At 74.3% G+C, this 17,203-nt stretch carries 16 protein-coding genes; 12 read left to right on the forward strand and 4 right to left on the reverse strand.

From position 1 onward, the window contains the following. Positions 1 to 3 precede the first annotated feature (3 nt). Positions 4 to 960, forward strand: a complete 957-nt coding sequence (gene tgmB / locus CHF15_RS09820) for an ATP-grasp ribosomal peptide maturase (protein ID WP_089223282.1) — start codon at positions 4 to 6, stop codon at positions 958 to 960. On the opposite strand, the gene CHF15_RS09825 is transcribed toward tgmB, so the two are convergent. Further along, positions 927 to 2,147, reverse strand: coding sequence for a saccharopine dehydrogenase family protein (locus CHF15_RS09825; RefSeq protein ID WP_089223283.1), 1,221 nt, complete (start codon positions 2,145 to 2,147; stop codon positions 927 to 929). The two genes, tgmB and CHF15_RS09825, sit on opposite strands and share 34 nt — an antisense overlap. Positions 2,148 to 2,264: 117 nt before the next feature. Between CHF15_RS09825 and CHF15_RS09830 the strand changes: the two genes are divergently transcribed. From CHF15_RS09830 to CHF15_RS09870, 9 genes are all read left to right on the forward strand, one after another. After that, positions 2,265 to 2,975 carry a TetR/AcrR family transcriptional regulator gene (locus CHF15_RS09830; protein ID WP_089223284.1) on the forward strand — a complete coding sequence of 237 codons (711 nt, stop codon included), beginning with the start codon at positions 2,265 to 2,267 and terminating at the stop codon, positions 2,973 to 2,975. Between the two features lie 103 nt (positions 2,976 to 3,078). Then, complete coding sequence (locus CHF15_RS09835; protein WP_089223285.1) at positions 3,079 to 3,735, forward strand: response regulator transcription factor; 657 nt, start codon at positions 3,079 to 3,081, stop codon at positions 3,733 to 3,735. Next, positions 3,732 to 4,889: a sensor histidine kinase gene (locus CHF15_RS09840; protein ID WP_089223286.1), complete on the forward strand. Its 1,158-nt coding sequence runs from the start codon at positions 3,732 to 3,734 to the stop codon at positions 4,887 to 4,889. The genes CHF15_RS09835 and CHF15_RS09840 overlap by 4 nt, the downstream gene beginning before the upstream one ends. 49 nt (positions 4,890 to 4,938) lie before the next feature. After that, the gene (locus tag CHF15_RS09845; RefSeq protein ID WP_089223287.1) at positions 4,939 to 5,748 is read left to right on the forward strand and encodes a DUF3152 domain-containing protein; all 810 of its coding nucleotides are present in this window, start codon (positions 4,939 to 4,941) and stop codon (positions 5,746 to 5,748) included. A gap of 517 nt (positions 5,749 to 6,265) precedes the next feature. Next, positions 6,266 to 7,633 (forward strand): cytochrome P450, encoded by a 1,368-nt coding sequence (locus CHF15_RS09850; protein WP_089223288.1) that lies wholly within the window; start codon positions 6,266 to 6,268, stop codon positions 7,631 to 7,633. Positions 7,634 to 7,669: 36 nt separating this feature from the next. Beyond that, positions 7,670 to 8,824, forward strand: coding sequence for a spore photoproduct lyase family protein (locus CHF15_RS09855; protein ID WP_089223289.1), 1,155 nt, complete (start codon positions 7,670 to 7,672; stop codon positions 8,822 to 8,824). Positions 8,825 to 8,951: 127 nt separating this feature from the next. Further along, the gene (locus tag CHF15_RS09860; RefSeq protein ID WP_089223290.1) at positions 8,952 to 9,599 is read left to right on the forward strand and encodes a TetR/AcrR family transcriptional regulator; all 648 of its coding nucleotides are present in this window, start codon (positions 8,952 to 8,954) and stop codon (positions 9,597 to 9,599) included. Between the two features lie 48 nt (positions 9,600 to 9,647). After that, the gene (locus tag CHF15_RS09865; protein WP_089223291.1) at positions 9,648 to 11,897 is read left to right on the forward strand and encodes an MMPL family transporter; all 2,250 of its coding nucleotides are present in this window, start codon (positions 9,648 to 9,650) and stop codon (positions 11,895 to 11,897) included. Between the two features lie 136 nt (positions 11,898 to 12,033). Beyond that, entirely contained in the window at positions 12,034 to 12,795 is a 762-nt protein-coding gene (locus CHF15_RS09870) for a uracil-DNA glycosylase (protein ID WP_179279720.1), read from the forward strand. 3 nt (positions 12,796 to 12,798) lie between these two features. On the opposite strand, the gene CHF15_RS09875 is transcribed toward CHF15_RS09870, so the two are convergent. Next, positions 12,799 to 13,713 (reverse strand): ATP-grasp domain-containing protein, encoded by a 915-nt coding sequence (locus CHF15_RS09875; protein ID WP_089223292.1) that lies wholly within the window; start codon positions 13,711 to 13,713, stop codon positions 12,799 to 12,801. 110 nt (positions 13,714 to 13,823) lie between these two features. On the opposite strand from CHF15_RS09875, the gene CHF15_RS09880 reads away from it, so the two are divergent. After that, on the forward strand, positions 13,824 to 14,276 hold the full coding sequence (locus CHF15_RS09880) for a YchJ family protein (RefSeq protein ID WP_375820190.1): 453 nt from the start codon (positions 13,824 to 13,826) through the stop codon (positions 14,274 to 14,276). A 56-nt stretch (positions 14,277 to 14,332) separates the two neighbouring features. Beyond that, entirely contained in the window at positions 14,333 to 15,577 is a 1,245-nt protein-coding gene (locus tag CHF15_RS09885) for an MFS transporter (protein ID WP_089223293.1), read from the forward strand. A 7-nt stretch (positions 15,578 to 15,584) separates the two neighbouring features. On the opposite strand, the gene CHF15_RS09890 is transcribed toward CHF15_RS09885, so the two are convergent. Together CHF15_RS09890 and CHF15_RS09895 are read right to left on the reverse strand one after the other, a co-directional pair. Beyond that, positions 15,585 to 16,295, reverse strand: coding sequence for a response regulator (locus tag CHF15_RS09890; RefSeq protein WP_089223294.1), 711 nt, complete (start codon positions 16,293 to 16,295; stop codon positions 15,585 to 15,587). Continuing rightward, the gene (locus tag CHF15_RS09895; protein ID WP_089223567.1) at positions 16,292 to 17,182 is read right to left on the reverse strand and encodes a sensor histidine kinase; all 891 of its coding nucleotides are present in this window, start codon (positions 17,180 to 17,182) and stop codon (positions 16,292 to 16,294) included. The genes CHF15_RS09890 and CHF15_RS09895 overlap by 4 nt, the downstream gene beginning before the upstream one ends. Between the last annotated feature and the right edge of the window lie 21 nt (positions 17,183 to 17,203).

Here is a 17,203-nt window from a genome sequence, read left to right on the forward strand (position 1 = left end):
CCCATGACCGTCCTGATCCTCACCTCACCCGAGGACGTGACAGCCGACCTGGTGGTGGCGGCGCTGCACGACCGCGGGACACCGGTGGTCCGCCTGGACCCTGCGGACCTGCCCGGTGAGGTCTCCATGTCCGCCGAGTACGTACGCGGTGACGTACGCGGGTATCTGTCGGTCCAGGAGCGCATGGTGAGCATGGACAGCGTGCGCTCCATCTGGATACGAAGACCCGGCACACCCGGCGCGGGCGCGGCGGAGCAGTCCGAGTGGCTGACCGCCGAGGCCGGCGCGGCACTGTACGGGGCGCTGCGCTGCGTGCGGGCCCGGTGGATGAACCACCCGGCCGCCGCGGCGCAGGCCCGTTACAAGCCGTGGCAGTTGTTCACCGCGCACCACTCGGGGTTCGCGGTCCCCGCCACGCTCATCACCACCTTCCCGCAGGCGGCACGGGAGTTCGCCGAGCAGCATCCGCAGCTGGTCGTCAAGTCGGTCTCCGGCACGCACCCGGGCGATCCGCCGATGGCGCTGCCGACCACGCTGGTCGCCCCGGACGCCGACTTCTCCGCGGTCGCGGCGGGGCCGACGCTGCTGCAGCAGTACATACCCAAGGCCGCCGACATCCGCCTGACCTGTGTGGGGACGGGGTTGTTCGCGGCCCGCAAGAAGTCCGGTCCCGGCCAGGTCGACGGCCGGTTCAACAGCCCCGAGGACGCCGACTGGGAGCCCGTGGAGCCGCCGGTGCGCATCGCGCGCTCGGTGCGGGAGTACATGGCCGCGGCCGGACTCGCCTACGGCGCCTTCGACTTCGCCGAGGACACCGACGGGACCTGGTGGTTCCTGGAGTGCAACCAGGGCGGTCAGTTCGGCTTCGTCGAGCTGGCGACGGGGCAGCCCATCACCGCGGCCATCGCCGACTGGCTGGCCGGCGGTCAGGACTCCCGCACGCCCCACGGGGAGCCGTAGGAGGTCAGCAGGTCGAGGAAGGGACGCGGGGCCAGGGCCTCGGGGCCGAGGACGCCGCTGCCCGCCCAGGTGCCCGCGGCCATCAGCTCCAGGGCCACGACGGGGTTGACGGCCGTCTGCCAGACGACGGCCTGCGAGCCGTACTCGCGCATCGACCACTGGTTGTCGACGACGTGGTACAGGTACACCTCGCGCGCCCGGCCGTCCTTCGTCCCCTTCACCCACGTTCCGGCGCAGGTCTTGCCGTGCATGCGCTCGCCCAGCGTGGCCGGGTCGGGCAGGCAGGCGGCCACGACGTCCCGCGGGCTGACCCGGACCGGACCGCGGTCGCTCTGCACGGTGACGGGTCCGGTGCGGTCCAGGCCGAGCTGGTGGAGGGTCCTGAGGGTGCCGATGAACTCCTCCCCCAGGCCGTACTTGAAGGTCACGCGTCCGGCGTCGACCCAGCGTGGCATCAGCAGCACCTCCTCGTGCTCGACGTTCACGCAACCGACGGGCCCGATGCCCTCGGGGAAGTCGAAGACCTCGGGCTCGCTGAAGGGCTCGGTCGTGAACCAGCCGCGTCCTGTCTCGTAGACCACCGGCGGGTTGAGGCACTCCTCGATGGTGGTCCAGATGCTGAACGACGGTGCGAAGTCGTAGCCGTCGACGGTGAGGTTCGCGCCGTCGCGCACCCCGATCTCCTCGATCGTGTCGAACAGCTCGTCGGCGGCGTAGCGGGCGAAGACGTCCGACAGGCCCGGCTCCACGCCCATCCCGACCAGGGCCAGCCGTCCGGCCTTCTCCCACTCGGCGGCCCGCTCGAACTGGGCGTCGCCGAGCTTGACCCCGCACTCCTCGTAGGGGCGCTCCGGGTGCGGTCGGGACAGCGACATCGCCATGTCGAGGTAGTCGGCGCCGGCGGCGAGGGCGGCGCCGAACAGGGGCATCACGAAGCGCGGGTCGGTGGCGTTGAGCAGGACGTCGCAGCCCCGCTCGGTGAGCAGCGCGGTGACCGCGGCCTCGTCGGAGGCGTCTACGGGGGCGGCGGAGAAGCGGCCGGTCCCGTCGTCCACGGCCGCCACGGCGGCCTCGGCGCGGGCGAGGTCCCGGTCGGCGACGACCATGGCCTCGAAGAACGAGCGACGGGCGGCGATCCGGGTGATCGCGGTACCCACCCCGCCGGCTCCCACAAGCAGTACACGCATGGCTGACAAGTCTCCGTTCCGAGGCGGAGGCGCCTCTGCCCAGGGATGAAACGCCGCCCCGCGACGTATGGTCAATGGTGTTGGCATAAGCTCGGCGCGGCGAAAGGGGAGGGGCTCGTGCCCAAGAGGGTCGTCCAGGAGGCGGCACGCCGGCGCCGCCGCCCCACCAGGAACGGGGCGGTGCTCTCGCACCGGCTGATCGTCGACACCGCGCTGCGCATGCTGCACGAGCACGGCTCGGCCGGGCTGACCGTACGGCGGCTGGGCACCGCGCTGGGTGCCGACCCGAGCACGCTGTACCGCTACTTCCGCGGCATGGACGACCTCACCCTGGCCATCGCGGACGACCTGATGGGCCGGGCGATGGACGGCTGGGAGTCCACCGGCGCCTGGCGTACCGACCTGCGCGGCCTGGGGCTGCGCATCCACACCGCGTACCTCGCCCACCCGCAGGCGGCGGTGCTCACCGCCAGCCGGGTCTCCGGGCGCGCCCGCGAGACGGCGGCCGACGAGGCGGTCCTCGGCATCCTGCGCACCGCCGGGTTCCCCGACCCCGCCGCGGTCGCGATCTACCAGGCCTTCATCGACCAGGCCCTGGCCTTCGCCGCGCTGGACGCGGCGACCCTGGCCCTCCCCGAGGCCGCCCGCGCCGCCGACCGGGACGTGTGGCGCGAGACGTACGCGCGGCTGCCGGCGCGGACCCATCCGCACATCGCGGCCACCGCCGGCCTGCTGGTCGCCCGTATGAACCGCAGCGCCTACCCCACCGCCCTCGACATGCTGCTCGACAGCGCCACGTCCCGGCTGGCGGCGTCGCGGCAGGACTGAGGGCTCACCTCCCGTTCACCTCGCCTCCGCATACTGGAGGCCTGACCCGCCCGTGACCTGCGCGGGTCACGGTACCGAGCGATGCGAGACAGGCTGGTGGGACGTGCGGGTGCTGGTCGTGGAGGACGAGGAGATGCTCGCGGACGCCATAGCCGAGGGACTGCGGCAGGAGGCGTTCGCGGTCGACGTCGTCCACGACGGCGAGGCGGCCCTGGAGCGCCTGTCGGTCAACGAGTACGACGTGATGGTCCTCGACCGCGACCTGCCGGGACTGCACGGGGACGAGGTGTGCCGGCGCACCGCCGCCGACGCGGCCGACGTGCGGATCCTGATGCTGACCGTCTCCACGACGGTCGCCGAGCGCGTGGCCGGGCTGCGCCTCGGTGCGGACGACTACCTGGTCAAGCCGTTCGCGTTCGCCGAACTGGTGGCCCGGATCCGGGCCCTGGGGCGCCGGGTGCGGCCGCCCGCCCCGCCGGTGCTGGAGCGCGCGGGCATCCGGCTCGACCCGCACCTGCGCGAGACACGCCGCGACGGCCGTGCCGTGCCCCTGTCGCGCAAGGAGTTCGCGGTGCTGGAGGAGCTCCTGCGCGCCCAGGGCGGCCCGGTCTCGGCCGAGTCCCTGCTGGAGCGGGTCTGGGACGAGAACATCGACCCGTTCACCACGATCGTCCGCGTCACCATCCGCGGCCTGCGCCGCAAGCTGGGCGAGCCCGGGGTCGTGGAGACCGTCACGGGTGTGGGGTACCGCATCCGATGAGCACCGTGACCGGCGCACCGTCCGGCCGTGTCTGGCGCGGCAGCCTGCGCGTGCAGCTGACCGCCGTCTTCGGCCTGCTGTTCTTCGTCGCCGCCACGGCCGTGCTCGCCGGATCGCTGATCCTGGTGCGCAACGGCATGCGCTACAGCCTCGACCTCGCCTTCGATCCGCGGGTGTTCCCCGTCTCGAACGAGATGACCAAGGCCGTCATCGTGTCCTCGATGGAGAGGAACCTGCTGGCCAAGGGCGGGATCACGGTCCTGGTGGTCGGCGTGCTCGCGACGACGGCCGGGTGGCTGGCCGCCGGGCGGCTGCTGCGCCCGCTCCACCGGATCACCTCCACCGCCGAGCGCATCGCCGGCCGTACCCTGCACCGCCGCATCGCGCTGGAGATGCCTCCCGGCGAGGTGAAGCGGCTGGCGGACACCTTCGACCGGATGCTGGACCGGCTGGACGGCGCCTTCGCGGGGCAGGAACGGTTCATCGCCAACGCGGCGCACGAGCTGAAGACCCCCCTGGTGATCAACCGCACCCTGGTCGAGGTCGCCATGAACCGGCCCGACGCCCCGGTGGAGCTGCTGCGGCTGGGCGAGAACCTGCTGGCCGTCAACGCCCGCCACGAGCGGTTGATCGACGCCCTGCTCACCCTGGCCCGCGCCGAGGACGCGCTGACCGACCGCGTCCCGCTCGACCTCGCCGACGTGTGCGACGCCGTCGTGACCGCGGCGGAACCCGAGGCCGAACGGCAGCGGGTGCGGCTGGAGGCCGGGCTGGACCCGGCGCCGTCGATCGGCGACCCGATCCTGCTGGAGCAGTTGGTGCGCAACCTCGTCGACAACGCGGTCCGCTACAACGAGTCCGGCGGTCTGGTCCGGGTCACCACCGCCCACGACCGGCACGGCCCGCGCGTCGTCGTCGCCAACACCGGCGCCAGGATCTCGGCGCACGAGATCCCGGTGCTCTTCGAGCCCTTCCGACGGCTCACCGACCGCGTGGGGTCCGCGCGCGGCAGCGGTCTCGGCCTGTCGATCGTACGGGCCGTGGCGCGGGCCCACGGGGGTGACGTGACGGCGGAACCCCGTCACGGGGGCGGGCTGACGGTCACCGTCGCGTTGCCCGCCCGGCATGACCACGCACGCCTGACAGGAGCGTGAGGTCCGGCGCCCGCCGCCGGTTCACGCGCAGCACTACGGAGTACGACGTATGGAACACCCCCGGACGAACCGACATCCCGGGACGAAGCCGCGGCGGCGGGTGCTGGTACGGCGCCTCGCCATCCTCGCCGTCCTCGCGGTCCTCGCCGTGGGTCTGGGCTCGGTGCTGACCGAGCGGCACGACCACGAGCGCGCGGTCCCCGCGACCGCCCAGCACGGACCGGCCGCCGCCACGGCCCCGGCGACCACGCCGGCCCCCGGCACCACGCCGAAGCCGAAGCCGACCCCGACCCGGGTGCCGGAGCACGGCGACGGCAGGTTCACCGAGGCCCCCGGCACCTCGCGGACCATCGGGCACGGCACCCCGCTGCGGTACGGCGTGGAGGTCGAGGACGGCACCGGGTTCTCGGCCGCCTCGGTGGCCGCGGAGGTCGGCCGCATACTCGCCGACAAGCGCGGCTGGACGACGGCCGGCGCCGCCTTCCGGCGCGTCGACGCTCCGCCGTACGACTTCCTCGTGCGCCTGGCCACCCCGGACACCACGGACGCGCTGTGCGCGGTGTACGGCCTGGACACCGGCGGCGAGGTGAACTGCAGCGGCGGCAAGGACGTCGTGGTCAACCTCAAGCGCTGGGTGCTGCTGAGCCCGTACTACAAGGGCCGCCCGGCCGAGTACCGCGCCCTGATCATCAACCACGAGGTCGGGCACCGCCTCGGCCGCGGCCATCGCGGCTGCCCCGGCCCCGGGCGCCCCGCCCCGGCGATGATGCAGCAGATCAAGGGCCTGCACGGCTGCACCCCCAACGCCTGGCCGTACGACCGCCACGGCCGCGCGATCACCGGCCCCGCCGTCCCGTGACGGCCCGGCCGTCTCGGACTCCGCGACCTTCCGCCCGGCGCCGCTGACCGGCCGCCGGTGGGCGCGCCCGCGGTGACGGAACCCCGCCGAGCGTGTACACGTCGCTCCACGCGCCACGGCCGAGGCTCCGACACGGCCGACGCGGCACCTGTGGTCGCCCAACGGAGCGGGTCGCCTCCTGCTGCGTGGTGCGAACTCCGGGGTGGCTCGCGCCGGCCAGGTCGCACCGCGTCGGGCCGCGCCGCCGCAACCTCACGCCCCCTCGGCCCGACCGGACACACGGACCTGCCGCTGCACATGCCTCGTGAGAGCCACCGCCCCGGCCCCGGCCGGTCCCCAGGCATCGCGGACGCGGACCCCGGGGGGCCCGGTGCGGGGTTCCGCCCGGTCGAGTCCGCCGAAGGCCCCGGCGTCGGCCGCGCCGCGACGCCCTCTGGCGCAAGGCGCGCCGCGCCGCTTTGCTGGGGTGCGGACCGCTCTGCCCGTGCCCCGCCGTCGAGCCCGAGGACAGGACGACATGACCGCGGAGACCACCGCACAGCCCGAGGACGCCGCTGCGGACGTCCTGCCCGTCCCCGGCCCGCGCGGACTGCCGCTGATCGGCAGTCTTCCGGCCTTCGCCCGTGACCCGCTCGCCTTCTTCGTCACGCTGCGCGGGCACGGCGACCTCGTGCGCTGGCGGCTCGGCCCGCAGCGTGCGCTGTTCCTGTCCCGGCCGGAGCACATCGGCGAGCTGCTGACCGGCGTCGAGACCGTCTTCCGCCATCCCGAACTCGGCTGGGCGTTCAAGCTGGTGCTCGGCGACGGCGTGGTCACCAGCGAGGGTCCCGCCTGGCGCCGCAAGCGGGCGCTGGTGCAGCCCGCCGTCCGCCCGCGTCAGGTCCGGTCGTACGCGGACACGATGGCGGAGAGCGCGGCCGCCACCGCGGAGCGCTGGAGCGCGGGCCGGCACATCGACGTACGGCGGGAGATGCTGGCCCTCACCCAGCGGATCGCGGTGCGGACCCTGTTCGGCGCCGACACGGCGGGACGGGAGGACGTGATCGGCCGGGCGATGGACGTCGCCCAGCGCGCCATCGGCGACGAGTTCCGGGGCGTCACCCTGTTCCTGCCGCCGTGGGTTCCGACGCCGGGCCGCAGACGGCTCAAGGCGGCGGTCCGGGTCGTCGACGCGGAGGTGGCCCGGGTCACCGACGCCCGGCGGCGCAGTGGCGAGGAGCGCGACGACCTGCTGAGCCGGCTGCTCGCGGCCGTCGACGAGGAGGGCCGCCCGCTCACCGACCGGGAGGTCCGGGACGAGGCGGTCACGCTCTACATCGGCGGCCACGAGACCACCGGCACCACCCTCACCTGGGCCTGGTACCTGCTCGCGCGCAACCCCGCCGCGCGCGACCGGCTCACCGAAGAGCTCGCCCGGGTGCTGGGCGACCGCGACCCGCGCTTCGACGACCTCAAGGAACTGCACTGGACCGAGCAGGTCGTCAAGGAGACGTTGCGGCTCTACCCTCCCGTGTGGCTGATGACCGGCATCGCCAAGGAGGACTCCGTGCTCGACGGGCGGCCGGTCCCCGAGGGGACGGTGCTGTGGTCCAGCCAGTGGAGCGCGCACCGCGACGCGCGCTGGTTCCCCGCGCCGGGGGAGTTCCGGCCCGAGCGCTGGGAGGGCGAGGAGGCCGCCGCACTGCCGGACCACGCCTGGTTCCCCTTCGGCGGCGGCGCGCGGGCCTGCCTGGGCGCCCGCTTCGCGATGGTGGAGGCGGTGCTGGTGCTGGCCACCCTGGCCCGGCGCTTCCACGTCGACGTCGACCCCGGCGAGATCCCCCCGCGCCCGGGCCTGACCCTGCAGCCGGGCCGGGAGGTGACCGCGACGCTGCGCGCCGTCTGAGCGGGCGGCCCCGCCCGTACGGGTAGGGTCGCGACGGTGGCACCGGAACCCGACGGGCTGTTCCCGCTCGACGACGTCCTGCCCCCGCGGAAGGCGGCGGCGGGCGGCGCGTCGTTCCGCGACTCCCCCGCCGCCGCACGCCTGCTGGACGTCCGCACCGTGTACGCCGAGCCGGCGGCGGCCGCCTCCCCGCGGGGGCGGGAGATCCTCGCCCGCTTCCCGGCCGCCGAGGTCGTCGAGGTGCCGTCGCACTGGCGGATCCCGGGCCTGCACGGCAACGAGGGCAACGCGGCGCGCTGGGTACGGGTGAAGACGCGGACCCTGGTCCTCGGGGTGAAGAAGACGCTGACCGTCCGCCCCAACGGCCGTTCCGCCGACTGGATCGCGCCCGGCGCCTCCAACGGCTGCGCGATGGCCTGCGCCTACTGCTACGTCCCGCGCCGCAAGGGCTACGCCAACCCTGTCACCACCTTCACCAACATCGACCGGATCGTCGGCCGCATCGCCCGGCACGTCGCCGAGCAGGGCCGCAAGCCCGAGCCCAACCAGTGCGACCCGCTGGCGTGGGTGTACGACGTCGGCGAGAACGGCGACTGCTCGGTGGACGCCCTGATCTGCGACAACACCGCCGACCTCGTGTCGGCGTTCGGCCGGTGGCCGACGGCGAAGGCGTCCTTCGCGACCAAGTTCGTCAACCCCGACCTGCTGCGGCTCGATCCGCGCGGACGCACGAGGGTCCGCTTCTCGCTGATGCCGCCCGAGGACTCCCGGCTGCTGGACGTCAGGACCAGCCCGGTGGCCGAACGGATCGCCGCCGCCGGCGACTTCCTCGAGGCCGGGTACGAGGTGCACTTCAACCTGTCGCCGGTCGTGGTGCGCCCCGGCTGGCAGGACGCGTGGGGGGAGTTGTTCCGGCATCTGGACGACGTCCTTCCGGCGGCGGTGAAGGCCCAGGCCGCGGCCGAGGTGATCATGCTCACCCACAACGCCGGGCTGCACGAGGTCAACCTGGGCTGGCACCCCCGGGCCGAGGAACTGCTGTGGCGCCCCGCGCTGCAGGAGCCCAAGCGTTCGCAGAACGGGGACCTCAACGTGCGCTACCGCGCGGCGGAGAAGGCGGCGTCCGTACGCCGGTTGCTGGCGCTCGCGGCGGAGCACGCGCCGTGGCTCCGCGTCCGCTACGCCTTCTGAGGGCCCGCCGCGGAAGTTCCCGTCCCCGGCGTGATGCAGCCCACGTACGAAACCGTTTCGTTTCGATGAGCCCCGACCCTATGCTCTGAGGAGTACGAAACCGTTTCGTTCAGGACGGAGAGGGTCCATGACCGCACCGGTCACCACCCGCCGTGGCAGCCGCCTCACCGCGGAACGCGAGGCCGCGGTCCACGCGAGCACGCTCGACCTGCTCCGCGAGGTCGGCTACGAGGCCCTGACCATGGACGCCGTCGCCGCCCGCGGCCACTGCAGCAAGGCCACCCTGTACCGCCAGTGGGGCGGCAAGGCCGCGCTGGTCGCCACGGCCCTGCGGCACGGGAGGCCCGTCGGCCCCGGGGACATCGACACCGGGAGCCTCCGCGGCGACCTGCGCGCCCTGCTGACCCTAGACGACGACCGGCAGCTGGAACGCGACTGCGCCCTCATGCGCGGCCTGGCCATGGCGCTGCACGGCAACCCCGACCTGATGCGCGCACTGCACGAGTTCATGATCCAGCCGGAGCGCTCCGGCCTGGACACCCTGCTGCGGCGCGCCGTCGACCGCGGGGAGATCCACGCGGACGACCCGGCGCTTCCCTACCTCCTGCAGATGCTGCTGGGCGCCTTCTTCACCCGGAACGTGCTCGAGGACCTGCCGCCCACCCGTGCCTACCTGCTGGCCTTCCTCGACGCGGTGATCCTGCCCGCACTCGGCCTCCGTCCCGGCCCCGACCCCGCTCCCGACCCCCACCCCGCCGCCGCGTCCGCTCCCTGACGGCGACCGTCCTCCACCGCCCCTCGAACCCGACAGGGAGTACACCCCGTGGCCACATTCCTCTACCGGACCGGCCGGTTCGCCTTCCGGCGACGGCACTTCGTCGTCCTGATCTGGGTGGCGCTGCTCGCCCTCGCCGGTGTCGGCGCCGCCAACGCGCCAGCCGCCGGCAGTTCGTCCTTCTCCGTGCCCGGCACCGAGTCCCAGAAGGCCTTCGACCTCCTCGACGAGCGCTTCCCCGGCGCCGGCGCCGACGGCGCGACCGCACGCGTGGTCTTCAAGGCCCCCGCCGGCGAGAAGCTGACGGAACCCGCCGGGAAGAAGGCCGTCCGGAAGGCCGTGGCCGAACTGCGGCAGGGCGCCGAAGTCGCCTCCGTCGACGACCCGTACACGGCCGGGGCGGTGAGCAAGGACCGGACGATCGCCTACGCGCGAGTGGCGTACGACGTCCCAGGCATGGAACTGCGGGACTCCTCCCGCGAGGCCCTGGAGACCGCGGCCGAGCACGCCCGCGACAGCGGGCTGACCGTGGAGATCGGCGGTGACGCGCTCCAGACGGCGCCGGAGACGGGGGCCACCGAGGTGATCGGCATCGCCGTCGCCGCCGTCGTGCTGGTGATCACCTTCGGCTCCCTGGTGTCCGCCGGACTGCCCCTGGTCACGGCACTGATCGGCGTCGGGATCGGCGTCAGCTCCATCACCGCGCTCGCGAGCACCCTCGACCTGGGGTCCACCACCTCGATCCTGGCCATGATGATCGGCCTGGCGGTCGGCATCGACTACGCCCTGTTCATCGTCTCCCGCTTCCGGGCCGAACTCGCCGAGGGGCGGCGGGGCGAGGAGGCGGCCGGGCGCGCCGTCGGCACCGCGGGCTCCGCGGTGGTCTTCGCCGGGCTCACGGTCGTGATCGCGCTGGTGGGCCTGTCCGTCGTCGACATCCCGATGCTGACGAAGATGGGCGTGGCCGCCGCCGGCACGGTCGTCATCGCCGTCCTCATCGCCCTCACCCTCGTGCCCGCGCTGATCGGCTTCGCGGGCAAGCGCGTCCGTCCCGCGAACGCCGGCGGCCTCTTCCGCCGCCGCGGCGGGGACGCCCGGCACCACGCCCACCGCGTGCCCCGCGCGGAGCGCCCCAACATGGGCACCCGCTGGGCCCGGTTCGTCATCCGGCGCCCCGTCGCCGTCCTGCTGCTCTGCGTCGCGGCACTCGGCGCGGTGGCCGTGCCCGCCGGCTCGATCGAACTCGGCCTCGGCGACGACGGGTCGCAGCCCGCCTCGACGACCCAGCGCCGGGCGTACGACCTGCTCTCGGAGGGCTTCGGGCCCGGTTTCAACGGCCCGCTGGTCGTGGTCACCGACGCCAAGGGCACCGACGACCCCCGGGGCGTGGTCCGGGACGTCGCCGCGGACCTCAAGGGCCTCGACGACGTGGCGGCCGTGACCCCGGCGACCTTCAACAAGGCCGGTGACACCGCGATCATCACCGTGGTCCCCGCGTCCAAGCCGAGCAGCGGCGAGACCGAGGAACTGGTCGGCGCGATCCGCGCCGCGGGCGGCGGGATCACGGACCGTACCGGCGCCGAGGTCTCCGTCACCGGCACCACGGCGCTCAACATCGACACCTCCCAGAAGCTCACCGACGCGATGCTGCCCTACCTGGCGCTCGTCGTCGGCCTGGCCTTCCTGCTGCTGATCGTGGTGTTCCGCTCGGTCCTCGTCCCGCTGAAGGCCGCCCTCGGCTTCCTGCTCTCGGTGATGGCGGCACTCGGCGCGGTCGTCGCGGTCTTCCAGTGGGGCTGGCTCGGTTCGCTGCTGGGGGTCGAGCAGACCGGCCCGATCATGTCGATGATGCCGATCTTCCTGGTGGGCGTGGTCTTCGGTCTCGCCATGGACTACGAGGTCTTCCTGGTCACGCGCATCCGCGAGGCACACGTCCACGGGGAACGGCCCGGGCAGGCCATCGTGACCGGCTTCCGGCACAGTGCACGGGTCGTCACCGCCGCCGCGGTCATCATGATCGCCGTCTTCGCCGGCTTCATCGGATCCCACGAGGCGATGATCAAGTCGATCGGCTTCGGCCTGGCGACGGCCGTCTTCTTCGACGCCTTCGTCGTGCGGATGGCCATCGTCCCCGCGGTGCTGGCGCTGCTGGGCCGGCGTGCCTGGTGGCTGCCGTCCTGGCTGGACCGGATCCTGCCGAACGTCGACGTCGAGGGCGAGGGGCTGCGCCCCGCCGGCGCGGCGGACGAGGTCGAGGCGCCGGGTCCGGCGGCCGAGCCGGAGCCGGCCCGCGCCTGACCCCCGCGTACGCCCCACCGCGTACGCCCCACCGCGTGCCCCCGGCCCCGCCGCCTCCTGCGGCGGGGCCGGGGGCTGGGTAGCGTGGGGGCGGGCCGTACGAGCGCCGTACCGGCCGCGAAGGGACGGCACGCAGGTGCAGCAGGAATCGGCGGACTTCCCCGCCCTCGCCGCGCCCGGGGCGAAGGACCTGGCCGTGCTCGACGAACGGCTGACCGGCTGCCGGGCCTGCCCGCGGCTGGTCGACTGGCGTGAGGAGACCGCCCGGGTCCGGCGCCGCGCCTACGCGGGGTGGGAGTACTGGGCTCGTCCGGTGCCGGGCTTCGGCCCGCCGGACGCCGCGCTGGCCCTGGTCGGTCTGGCCCCCGCCGCGCACGGCGGCAACCGCACCGGGCGGATGTTCACCGGCGACCGCTCCGGCGACGTGCTGTTCGAGGCCCTGCACGCCGTCGGCCTCGCCTCCCAGCCCACGTCCACGGAACGCGGCGACGGCCTGGAGCTGTACGGGGTGCGGGTCACGGCGCCCGTCCACTGCGCGCCGCCCGACAACAAGCCCACCCCGCAGGAGCGGCTGACCTGCCGCCCGTGGCTGGTGCGAGAACTGGAGCTGCTGCGGCCGACGCTGCGCGCGATCGTCGTCCTCGGCGCGTTCGGCTGGCAGGCGCTGCTGCCCGTGCTCGGCGGCGCAGGGTACCGGCTGCCGCGGCCGCTGCCGCGCTTCGGGCACGGCGCCCACGTGGAGCTGGCGGCCCCCGCGGAGGGGGAGCCGCCGCTGCACCTGTACGGCTGCTACCACGTCAGCCAGCAGAACACCTTCACCGGGCGGCTGACCCCCGCCATGCTGCGCGAGGTCCTGGCGGCGGCCGCCGAGCGGGCCGGACTGCCCGTGACCCGCTGAGGCTCAGCCCGCGACGGGACCTGTCGCTCGGCCCGCGGCTCGGCCCGCGGCGCGCACGATCGCGCCGGCGACCTCGGGCAGCGACTCCGGGTGGTCCTTGAGGAACAGGTTGGGCTCGATGAGCTCCAGTTCCATCACGCGGGGCGTGCCGTCCTCGGCGTCGACCAGGTCCACCCGGGCGTAGAGCAGCTCCGGCCTGCCCGGGACGGCGGCCAGCGCCCGCTCCGCGGCGGCCAGTTCGGCCTCCGTCGGGGTCCAGGGGCGCACTCCGGGGTGGGCGACCTTGCGCTGGTCGTAGCGCGTGTCCGGGGAGAGCACGGCGTTCTTGGCGATGGCGTGCAGGAAGCGGCCGCCGAGGAAGACCAGGGCGCGCTCGCCGGTGGTGTCGATCCGCGGCATGTACGGCTGGACCATCGCGGTGATGCCCTCGTCGTGCATCCGCGCCACGTGCGCCCGCGCCTCCTCGTGCTGCCCGGGGCGGTAGCGCGCGGCGTAGCGGGCGCCCGCGCCCGCCGCGGGCTTGACCACGAACTCGTGGTCGGCGGGCAGCCCGTCGGTGCCGCCGCCCGGCGGCAGGTAGCGGGTGGCGACCGCGGGAACGCCGAGGGAGGCCAGCTCGCCCAGGTAGCGCTTGTCGCAGTTCCAGCGCACGACCGCGGGCGGGTTGAGCAGGGTGGTCGCGGCACCGCAGCGGTCGGCCCAGGCCAGGAACTCCCCGGTGCGCCAGGTGTAGTCCCAGGTCGAGCGTATGAGCGCCAGGTCGAACCCGGCCCATTCGACGCCGGGATCGTCCCAGTTCACGACCGCGGCCTCGGCGCCCGCGGCGGCGACGGCGTCCCGCAGCAGGGGCAGGTCGCGATCGACGGTGCCCTCCGGGAGGTGCGCGGTCGTCACCAGGGCGATCCTCGGCTGCGGCACGGGGGCTCCTCGGGGTCGGGCGGGCGGAGATCTTGCCGTCCCGCAGGCTACCCGGGCGGAATCGCCGGTGGTCACGGGGCCTGCGGGCGGGCCCGTGGCGGCGGTGCACAATGGGCGGCATGCCCAAGTCCCGTCCCGGCCGCCGTTCCGCCCCGCGCCCCCGCACCCGTCCCGTGCCGCACTCCCCCGGCGCGCCCTGCCCCTGCGGGCTGCCCGCCGCGTACGGCGACTGCTGCGGCCGGTACCACTCGGGCCACGCCGCCGCCCCCACCGCCGAGGCCCTGATGCGCTCCCGCTACAGCGCCTACGCGGTGCACGACGCGGCGTACGTGCTGCGCACCTGGCACCCGGAGACCCGGCCCGCGGAGCTGGACCTCGACCACCACATGCGCTGGGAGCGGCTGGAGATCCTCGCCACGACCGACGGCAGCGCCTTCCACAGCGAGGGCACCGTCGCCTTCCGCGCGCACTACGGCCTGCGCGGCGAGCACGACGTGATGGAGGAGAACAGCCGCTTCGTCCGCCATGACGGCGCCTGGGTCTACGTGGCGCCCCTGCCCTGAGCCCCGGACCGCACGACAGGGCAGCCGGAGCGGGGAACGGAAGCGGGGAGGACGTCGTGGAGCGCGGGCCGTCGCTGGGGCGCGAATTCGGATGGCTGTGGACGGCGTACGCCACGAGCACGGTGGGCACGTGGTTCGCGCTCGACGCCTTCCCGCTCATCGCCATCCGCCTGCTGCACAGCAGCCCGGCGCAGGTGTCCCTGCTGTCCGCGGCAGGGCTGGCCGGAGCGGCGCTCATCGCGATCCCGCTCGGCCCCTGGGTGGACCGGCGCCGCAAACGGCCCGTGATGATCGGCGCCGACGTGCTCCGGTTCGCGGTCCTGCTCTCGCTCCCGGTGGCCCATCTGGCGGGGGCGCTGACCTTTCTGCACCTGGTCCTCGTGTCCATCGTCGTCGCCGCCTCCAACGTCGTGTTCACCGCGGCGAGCGGAGCCTGCCTGAAGGCGCTGGTGCGTCCGGAGCACCTGCTGAGCGCCAACGGCCGGTTCGAGTCGACGATGTGGACGGCGACGGCGCTCGGCCCGCCGTCGGGCGGTCTCGCCATGGGGGCGTTCGGGCCCCTGGTGACCACCGTGGTGAACGCGGTCAGCTTCCTGCTGTCGGCGTTCGGCATCCGGGCGATGGGCGGTGAGGACGCGCCACCGGCGCCGAGGACCGCACGGCCCTTCCGCCCCGGAGACCTGCTCGACGGCTGGCGGCGCATCCTGGGCCACCCCACCCTGCGCCTGCTGTTCTTCAACACCACCCTGGTCAACGGCCTGATCATGGCGACCGCACCGCTGCTGGCCGTCCTCCTCCTGCGCGACCTGGGGTTCACTCCCTGGCAGTACGGGCTCGCCTTCGGGGTGCCCTGCCTCGGCGGCCTGGTCGGCTCCCGGCTCTCACGGCGGCTGGTCCCCCGGTACGGGCAGCGCCGCGTGATGGTCGTCAGCGGGGCCCTCAGGGCCTGCTGGCTCGTCGGCCTGGCCTTCGTCCGGCCGGGCCCGTGGGGACTGGTGCTCGTCATCCTGGTCGAGTTCGGCCTGGTCACGTGCGTGGGGGTGTTCAACCCCGTGCTCGCCACCTACCGGCTCGCGCACAGCCCCGCCGACCAGGTCGCCCGCGTCCTGTCGGCCTGGTCCATCACCAGCAGCGCCACCATCGCGGCACTGACGGCCGGTTGGGGCCTGCTCGCCGCCGTCACCGGTCCCCGTACGGCCGTCGCCGCCGCCGGCGTCCTGATCCTGGGTACGGCCTTCCTGCTGCCCTACCGGCGGCGCCTCGCCGCCCCGGACCCCGTCCCCGCGGCCGACCGCGTCTGAGGCGGCGTCAACGCCCGGGGGAGGATCCGGCGCCGGGGGCGCCCGGCCGTACCAGGCCGGTCTCGTAGGCCAGGACCACCGCCTGGGCCCGGTCGCGCAACGCCAGCTTGGCGAAGATCCGGGCGACGTGCGACTTCACCGTCGCCTCGCTCAGTGTCAGCTCCGCGGCCAGTTCGAGGTTGGACAGGCCGCGGCCGAGCAGCGTGAGGACCTCCCGTTCGCGGGGCGTCAGGGCGGCGAGGCCGGCGTGGGCCGAGGGACCGTCCTGCGCGGCACCCGCTCCGGAGGCGAAGCGTTCCACCAGCCTGCGCGTGATCGACGGCGCCAGCAGGGCGTCCCCGGTGTCGACGAGCCGCACGGCCGCCGCCAGGTGCTCGGGCGTGACGTCCTTGAGCAGGAAGCCGCTCGCCCCGGCCGACAGCGCCGTGTAAACGTAGCGGTCGAGGTCGAAGGTGGTGAGGATGAGCACCCGGCACTCCGGGATCTGCTCCAGGATGCGGGCGGTGGCCTCCAGGCCGTCCATGGTGGGCATGCGGATGTCCATGAGCACGACGTCCGGCCGCAGCCTGCGGGCCTCGGCGACCGCCTCCGCGCCGTCCGCCGCCTCGCCGACCACCGTGATGCCGCGCGCGGTGAGGATGAGCCGGAAGCCGGTACGGATGAGCGTCTGGTCGTCGGCGATGAGCACACGCGGGGACGCCCCCTCCGCCGCCGTCACGGCCGGTCCAGCGGGATGCGCGCCCTGACCCGGTAACCGCCGCCGAGACGGCGCCGGGCGTCCAGGTCTCCCCCGTACACCGCGACCCGTTCACGCAGGCCCAGCAGCCCGCGCCCGGTGCCTTCCCGGCGGCGCGGAGCGGAAGTGGCCCCGGGCCCTGTTCCGGTTCCTGTTCCTGTTCCGTTCAGCACGCTGGGGCCGGTGTTGAGCACCTCGACGCGCAGCGCGCGCTCCGCGTACCGCACCGTCACCTCCGCCCTCCCCCCGTCTCCGTGCCGGAGCGCGTTGGTCAGCGCCTCCTGGATGATGCGGTACGCCGTCACGTCGACGCCCTGCGGCAGCGGGCGCGGCTCCCCGGCGACGCGCACCTCGACGGGCAGCCCGGCGAAGGAGACCCGGTCGATCAGCACCCCCAGCCGGTCGAGGCCGGGCTGCGGGGCCAGCGCCTCGCCGCCGCCCCCGCCGGCCCCGTCCGGATCGCGCACCCCGCCCTCGTCGTCCACGCCGCCCGCGGACGGCGCCAGCAGCCCCAGCATGTGCCGCAGGTCCGTCATGGCGCCGCGCCCCGCCTCCTCGACCGACCGGAGCGCCGCCGCGGCCTCGTCCGGCATGGTGCCCAGCACCTCGCGGGCGGCCCCGGCCTGCACCACCATCAGGCTGACGTTGTGACTGACGATGTCGTGCAACTCCCGCGCGATGCGCTCGCGTTCGGCCGCCACCGCGGTACGCGCGGCGATCTCCCGCTCCCGCTCCAGCAGCCAGCCACGCTCCCCCAGGGCCGACTGCCGGCTGCGCCGCGTGCGCACCAGGGCCACCGCCAGGCACACGGCGACCGCGCACGCCACCCCCAGCGCCGCCACCAGCACGTACGGCTCCCCGATCGCCACGGGTTCACCTTCCCAGACGAT

It is taken from the genome of Actinacidiphila glaucinigra, assembly GCF_900188405.1.
Taxonomy (GTDB): domain Bacteria; phylum Actinomycetota; class Actinomycetes; order Streptomycetales; family Streptomycetaceae; genus Actinacidiphila; species Actinacidiphila glaucinigra.